1 protein-coding gene is annotated in these 682 nt (G+C 62.5%); it reads left to right on the top strand.

All coding sequences use genetic code 11. The features are described 5' to 3' along the window. A partial coding sequence (locus tag DY240_RS22480) for a cbb3-type cytochrome c oxidase subunit I (RefSeq protein WP_199702068.1) occupies positions 1–682 on the top strand: 682 nt, incomplete at both ends.

Raw genomic sequence — 682 nt, 5'->3', positions numbered from 1 at the left:
TACATCATCGCGTTGCCGTTCTTCGGCATCATCACCGAGGTCATCCCGGTGTTCAGCCGCAAGCCGCTGTTCGGCTACAAGGGCCTGGTGTTCGCCACCCTCGCGATCGCCATGCTCTCGGTGTCGGTGTGGGCGCACCACATGTTCGTCACCGGTGCGGTCAATCTCCCGTTCTTCGCGGCGATGACCATGCTCATCGCCATCCCGACCGGCCTGAAGTTCTTCGCCTGGATCGGCACCATGTGGCGGGGGTCCATCACGTTCGAGACACCGATGCTGTTCGCCATCGGGTTCCTCGTCACGTTCCTGTTCGGCGGCATGACCGGTGTCATCCTGGCCTCGCCGCCGCTGGACTTCCACGTGTCCGACACGTACTTCGTCGTCGCGCACTTCCACTACGTGGTGTTCGGCACGGTCGTGTTCGCGATGTTCTCCGGGTTCTACTTCTGGTGGCCCAAGTTCACCGGCCGCATGCTGAACGAAGGCCTGGGCAAGGTGCATTTCTGGCTGTTGTTCATCGGCTTCCACGGCACCTTCATGGTGCAGCACTGGCTGGGTGTGGAGGGCTTCCCGCGCCGCTACTCCGACTACGACCCCGACGACGGGTTCACCTTCCTCAACCAGTTCTCCTCGGTGTTCGCCTTCGTGCTGGCGGCGTCGACGCTGCCGTTCCTGTGGAATG

This window comes from Jiangella rhizosphaerae (assembly GCF_003579925.1).
Classification (GTDB): Bacteria; Actinomycetota; Actinomycetes; order Jiangellales; family Jiangellaceae; genus Jiangella; species Jiangella rhizosphaerae.
Note: the sequence above shows the minus strand (reverse complement) of the source record. Positions and strands in the feature narration are given on the sequence as shown.